At 64.1% G+C, this 5,632-nt stretch carries 6 protein-coding genes; 3 read left to right on the top strand and 3 right to left on the bottom strand.

Annotated elements, in window-relative coordinates; all coding sequences use genetic code 11:
* A partial coding sequence (locus tag JNK68_14680) for a carboxylesterase (protein MBL8541590.1) occupies positions 1 to 583 on the top strand: 583 nt, incomplete at its 5' end.
* A gap of 13 nt (positions 584 to 596) precedes the next feature.
* Here the strand turns inward: JNK68_14680 and JNK68_14675 are convergent.
* Positions 597 to 1,835 carry an MFS transporter gene (locus JNK68_14675; protein MBL8541589.1) on the bottom strand — a complete coding sequence of 413 codons (1,239 nt, stop codon included), beginning with the start codon at positions 1,833 to 1,835 and terminating at the stop codon, positions 597 to 599.
* Between the two features lie 88 nt (positions 1,836 to 1,923).
* Positions 1,924 to 3,117 carry a CoA transferase gene (locus JNK68_14670; protein ID MBL8541588.1) on the bottom strand — a complete coding sequence of 398 codons (1,194 nt, stop codon included), beginning with the start codon at positions 3,115 to 3,117 and terminating at the stop codon, positions 1,924 to 1,926.
* Between the two features lie 678 nt (positions 3,118 to 3,795).
* On the opposite strand from JNK68_14670, the gene JNK68_14665 reads away from it, so the two are divergent.
* Positions 3,796 to 4,239 carry a hypothetical protein gene (locus JNK68_14665; protein ID MBL8541587.1) on the top strand — a complete coding sequence of 148 codons (444 nt, stop codon included), beginning with the start codon at positions 3,796 to 3,798 and terminating at the stop codon, positions 4,237 to 4,239.
* 365 nt (positions 4,240 to 4,604) lie between these two features.
* Positions 4,605 to 5,276: a DUF599 domain-containing protein gene (locus tag JNK68_14660; GenBank protein MBL8541586.1), complete on the top strand. Its 672-nt coding sequence runs from the start codon at positions 4,605 to 4,607 to the stop codon at positions 5,274 to 5,276.
* Between the two features lie 140 nt (positions 5,277 to 5,416).
* Here the strand turns inward: JNK68_14660 and JNK68_14655 are convergent.
* A partial coding sequence (locus JNK68_14655) for a hypothetical protein (protein MBL8541585.1) occupies positions 5,417 to 5,632 on the bottom strand: 216 nt, incomplete at its 5' end.

Genomic DNA, 5,632 nt, shown 5'->3' with positions numbered 1-5,632 from the left:
CGACTTCGTGCCGATCATCGACGAGATGGAATTGCCGGTGCGGCCGATCCGCTTCATCTTCCCGCACGCTCCGGTGCGCGCAGTCACCATCAACGGCGGCTTCCAGATGCGCGCCTGGTACGACGTGGTGAGCGACGATTTTTCGCGCCGCGAGGACGAAGCCGGCGTGCGCGAGTCGCAGGAGATGATCGAGGCACTGATCCGGCACGAGAACGAGCGCGGCATTCCCTCCCGGGGCATCGTGCTCGCCGGGTTCTCGCAGGGCGGCGCGATGGCCCTGCACACGGGACTGCGCTACCCCGAGCGCCTGGCTGGAATTCTGGCGCTGTCCACTTATGTGCCGGTGTCGAAGACGCTCGAAGCCGAGATGTCGCCCGCCAATCGCGATGTGCCGATCTTCATGGCGCACGGGACTGCGGATCCGATCATTCCCCTCTGGCTTGCGGGGTCGTCGCGGCAGTTGCTGGAGCGGCTCGGCTACGACGTGCAGTGGCACGAATACCAGATGGAGCACTCGGTCGTCTGGGAGGAAGTGGCGGACATCTCGCGCTGGCTGCGCGGCGTCCTCGCCCCGCCGACCTGAGCGCACCCCGCCGTCAGGCGGGCGTGTTGTAAGCGAGCGTCGCTTCACGCCCGCGCCTGACGTTGACCGTGTGGAGCAGCACGAGGCCGACGAGGAAGAAGCTGCCGGTCATCATCATCGCAAGCCGATGGTCGCCGCGGGAAAGCCACGACACCAGACCGTAGGTGACTGGCCCGAGGATGGCCGAGAGCTTCACCGCCAGTCCCCACAGGCCGAAGAACTCCGCCACGTGCTTCTCCGGCGACAGGTAGCCCACCAGCGCCCGCCCGGCCGACTGGCTCGCACCGAGGCAGATGCCGACGCAGTTTGCGGCGATCCAGAACGCGACCGGACCTCCCGCCGCCCACACCAGCGCGATGGTGCCGATCCAGCAGAGCAGCGTGATGGTGAGGGTGGCCTTGTGGCCGATCCGGTCCTGCACCTGTCCAAAGAGCAGCGCACCGACGGAGGCGGTCACGTTGGTGACGAGCAGGAGCGTCAATGTTTCCTTCGTCGTGAAACCCATCGCCTGCTCCGCGTAGATCGCAGCGAGGCTGATCACCGCCTGGATGCCCGCCTGATAGAACACGATGCACACCAGAAACCGCCACAGATCCTGGAAGCGGCGCGCACGGCGGACCGTCTCGCCGAGGCGCCCGAACGTGTCGTGGAAGAGCCGCGCCGGACCGGCTTGCGGCACGGCCCGCTCCTTCAGAAGCAGGAACGTGGGCAGGCTGGCAAGCGCAAACAGGCCCGCCGTGATCAGCATGGTGACCGGCACGGCGGCCTCCGTGGCAACCCCGCGGTCGCTCGCCCATTTCAGATAGGCGAGACACAGCCCCAGACTGAGCAATCCGCCGACGTAACCGAGTGCCCATCCCCAACCCGACACCTTGCCCATCGACTCGCCGTCCGCGATCTCCGGCAGGAAGGCCGCGATCAGGTTCTCGCCGGTGCCGAAGCAGTAGTTCGACACGATGATCAGGGCGATGGCGAGCGCGAGGTCGGCGCGGCCAACCGTTGCCAGCGCCGCGGTGGCGAGCACGCAGGCCGCCGTCGTCACCATCAGCACGCGCTTCTTCGCCGCATGGGCGTCGGCGTAGGCACCGACGAGCGGACCCGTGAACATGATCAGGGCATACGACACGGCGAGGCTCAGCGTCCACGCCAGAGTGCCCCAGGCCGCGTTCTCGGCGACGACCGAGACGAAGTAGGCACTGAAGATCGCGGTGAGGACGACGGTCGTGTAGCCCGAGTTGGCGAAGTCGAACATCGCCCACGCCCAGACCTCGACGGGCCGCACGCCGGCGGCAAGTGCAGACTGCGGATTCGTCACGTGCAGTTGGGATCGGAATGGTGAATCAGATCACACCTTCGGCACGCAGCGCAGTGATGGCAGCCGTGTCGTAGCCCAGTTCCGACAGCACCTCGGCGGTATGCGCGCCGAGTTCCGGGCCGAGCCACGCCGTGGCTCCGGGTGTGGCGGAAAGTTTCGGCACGATGCCGGGCGCAAGCAGCGTCTGCCCATCGGCGAGATGCAGTTGTTCGATCATCCCCCGCGCCTGGTAGTGTGCGTCGGCAACGATGTCCGCAATGTCGTAGATCTTGGCGCTCGGCACCTCGGCCGCGCCCAGCACCCGCAGGATGTCGTCGAGATCGTGCTGCGACGTCCACGCGCTGATCGCCTGCTCGATTGTCTCCGTGCGCGCTACGCGGCCATCGTTGTGGGTGAGTTCGGGGTCGTCGGCCAGATCGTCGCGCCCGATCGCGCGCATCATGCGCCTGAAGATGCTGTCCGCATTGGCACCGATCACCACGTACTTACCGTCGCGGGTCACGTAGGTGTTGGATGGCACGATGCCGGGCAAAGAGCTGCCCGTGCGCTCGCGCACCATCCGAAACATGCCGTACTCCGGCAGCAGACTCTCCATGAGATTGAAGACCGCCTCGTAGAGCGCAACATCGACCACCTGCCCTTTGCCGGTCCGGTCGCGGTGCCGCAGCGCCGCGAGCGTCCCGATCACGGCATGCAGCGCCGCGATCGAGTCCCCGATGCTTACGCCGACGCGCACCGGCGGACGATCCGGATATCCCGTGAGGAAGCGAAGCCCGCCCATGGACTCGCCAATCGCGCCGAAACCGGGCTGGTCACGGTACGGCCCGGTCTGACCGAACCCCGAGATGCGCACCATCACGAGCCGCGGGTTGAGCCCCGACAGCGCCTCCCAACCCAGCCCCCATTTTTCCAGCGTGCCGGGGCGGAAATTCTCGATCAGCACGTCCGCGGTCGCGGCAAGTTCGCGCACGATCCCTTGACCGGCTTCGCTCTTCAGGTTGACGGTGACCGACTTCTTGTTGCGCGCCTGGAGAAACCACCAAAGCGAAGTGCCCTGATGGAGCTTGCGCCACGAACGCAGCGGGTCTCCTCCTTCGGGCGATTCGATCTTGATCACCTCTGCGCCGAACTCCGCCAGCAACCGCGCGGCGAACGGTCCCGCGATCAGCGTCCCCATCTCGATCACCCGCAGACCGGCGAGTGCTGATTCTCCTGGCATCTCAGGTCACCGAGTTCCGTACGGAATCGTCCGTACGAAGCATTGAGTCGTGATTTCGGTCCGGAGCGCCGGACGATAGAAAGGCCCGCACCACGCCTATACGACCTTCGGTGCAAGTGAGTAGTCGACTGCCGAACAAAAATGTCGAGAGGCCCGATCGAGCCAAGTCCTGCATCACAAGGACCTTCTCACTGCCGGGATCTACCTGTCGCGTTCGCGGAAGCACGACACAGGTGAGGAGTGCGCAATCCCATGCCGAGCGTCGTATGGACGATCCGGAAGCGAATGGTGTGCAGAACAGCACTATTGAACCAACTGACGTAAGGGTCGAGTGGACTGCGGGCACCGCTTTTCGGCCGCAGTTCCAATGATGGCGGGAGCCCTGCACCTTCAGCTTGAGAATATACCCGCGAATCTACCCACAAGTTTCAAGTGGTAGCCACCTCACAGCACCACTCAGTGCGTGGGTATACCACACCGCCTGCCAGGAGCAAAGGCTGCACAACTTTCCTGCGAGTCGGGGCGCGGCACCTCGGTGCGTGTCTCGCGGCGATGGCAGGAAGTGCCAGGGCACTCTCGTCGGCCACGCCTCGGTGAAAAGCGGTACCCGCCTACCATGGTGTTTCTGGCGCCGGCGCGCGGGGATGCGGGCGGACATTTACAAGTAAGGGGAATAGCGTGAACAAGACTTTATTGGCGGCGCTCTTGGCCGGGAGCTTAACCGGGTGCGCCAGCGCCCCGGGACCGGCAGCAATAGCAAACGACGAACATTGGACGCAGGTCGGAGTATTTGACGTCCGGAAGGGCTCTTTCGAGTTCAAGAAAAACAACAACGACATGCCCTTGGCGACCATTATTGCCCGCGATCGAAGCATGGGGCGCACGCATTTCTATCGGATGGGCGTAACCGCGGAAGACTGCGGCAAGGGCATGGGGAAGCTTGTCGAATGGGATTTGGACGGAAAACTCATCGAGAGCTATGACTATGTTCGCGACGGCGGAAATAACGGATCCGCGCTAGCCGATTCTATTTGTGGAGTGGCCGAGAAATTCGCAAACAATCAACGCAACGTGCCGGACATTCAGTCAGCGCCCCCAACGGAAGCGACGTCGGGCTTTTAAGACGCGTCTCGCGGGGGACTGTCTGATTTTTTGATCGATGTAGCGCCGAAAGCTGCGCTCGCACACCCCAAGCAGCCGCGCTGCTTCCTCCTGCCGCAACCGCCCCGCCTGCCATCCTGCATACGCCTCTTCGAATCTCATCGTCCGGGTCTCCTGTAGCCATCGTGCCCGGCTCCGAGGTGCTTCCATCTCCCACCCCAAAACCGGACAGATTACGTGCTACTCATCCGGACAGATCATGTGCTCTTAACACCGTGCCCGGGTGCATGTCGGCGGGTGGTGATTGACAGCGCTATAATCTGGCACCGCAACTGGCTCGCGCGAAACGCGGCCAGGCCTTCGCCGGAGAAGCGCGCGTGCCAGGTATGGACCAGTTGGGCGCCGAACTCTGGGGTTTCCTGGGGTGCATGCTGCTGCTCGCGGCCTACGAGCTGTTCCGCTGGAGCAAGGTGCGCGGCGATCGGTTCTATACGGTGCAGGGTGTCAACGCCGCTGCGCGGGCGGCATGGGTTCACAGCATCATGACCACACCGGGCAAGGACATTCTGGCGGTGCAGACCCTGCGCAACGCGATCATGGGCCCGACCTTTCTCGCCTCCACCGCGGTCCTGCTGATGCTGGGCGTGCTCTCGCTGAGCGGGCAAAGCGACAAGCTCGAGACGACCTGGCACAGCCTCAACATCTTCGGCAGTTCGCACCCCTCGCTGTGGACGCTCAAGGTGGTGTTCCTGCTGCTCGATCTCTTCCTCGCCTTCTTCTCCTTTACCCTCGCGATCCGGCTCTTCATCCATGTCGGTTTCATGATCAACGTGCCGGAAACGCTGCGGCACCGTACGATCTCCCCCGACCATGTAGCACTGCATCTCAATCGCGCGGGCAGCTGGCACAGCATCGGGGTGCGCGCCTACTACTACTCGGTGCCGCTGGTCTTTTCGCTGTTCGGTCCGCTGCTGATGCTGATCGCAACAGTCCTTCTCATCGCCGTGCTGTTCAGCATCGATCGCTCGCCGAAAGTGCTCGCGGACGACTTTCGCTGAAGCAGCTCCTTCGATCACGTCGGGTTTCCTCAACCGATGCTCAAGCCCGCGGATGGCCCGCATCTGCAGGCGGACGCGGCACAGCGGAGCGCTGCTCCCCGTTTGGAAGGAACTGCCCGCGTTGAGGGGCGCACTCCGCTTCAATAGGGCGGATTCACCACCACGTACTGTGACCCCTGCGGCATGTACCAGGTGCTGCCGCACTGCTGATAGATCATCCCGCCGTAATTCACCGGAACGCAGCTGGGCGGGACGCTGCGCACGATGGAGCCGACCACCGCGGACGTCACGGCCACCGTCGCGGTCACCGCGGCCGCGGTCGCGACCGGATGATAGTCGTTGTCCCAGCCGCCGCA

This window comes from Betaproteobacteria bacterium, assembly GCA_016791345.1.
In the GTDB taxonomy this organism is placed as follows: domain Bacteria; phylum Pseudomonadota; class Gammaproteobacteria; order Burkholderiales; family JAEUMW01; genus JAEUMW01.
Note: the sequence above shows the minus strand (reverse complement) of the source record. Positions and strands in the feature narration are given on the sequence as shown.

Bases quoted from the DNA above. Each gene is read 5' to 3' on its own strand.
- JNK68_14660 (MBL8541586.1), top strand. From the start codon at position 4,605: ATGGACCAGTTGGGCGCCGAACTCTGGGGTTTCCTGGGGTGCATGCTG.
- JNK68_14670 (MBL8541588.1), bottom strand. From the start codon at position 3,117: ATGCCAGGAGAATCAGCACTCGCCGGTCTGCGGGTGATCGAGATGGGG.
- JNK68_14675 (MBL8541589.1), bottom strand. From the start codon at position 1,835: ATGTTCGACTTCGCCAACTCGGGCTACACGACCGTCGTCCTCACCGCG.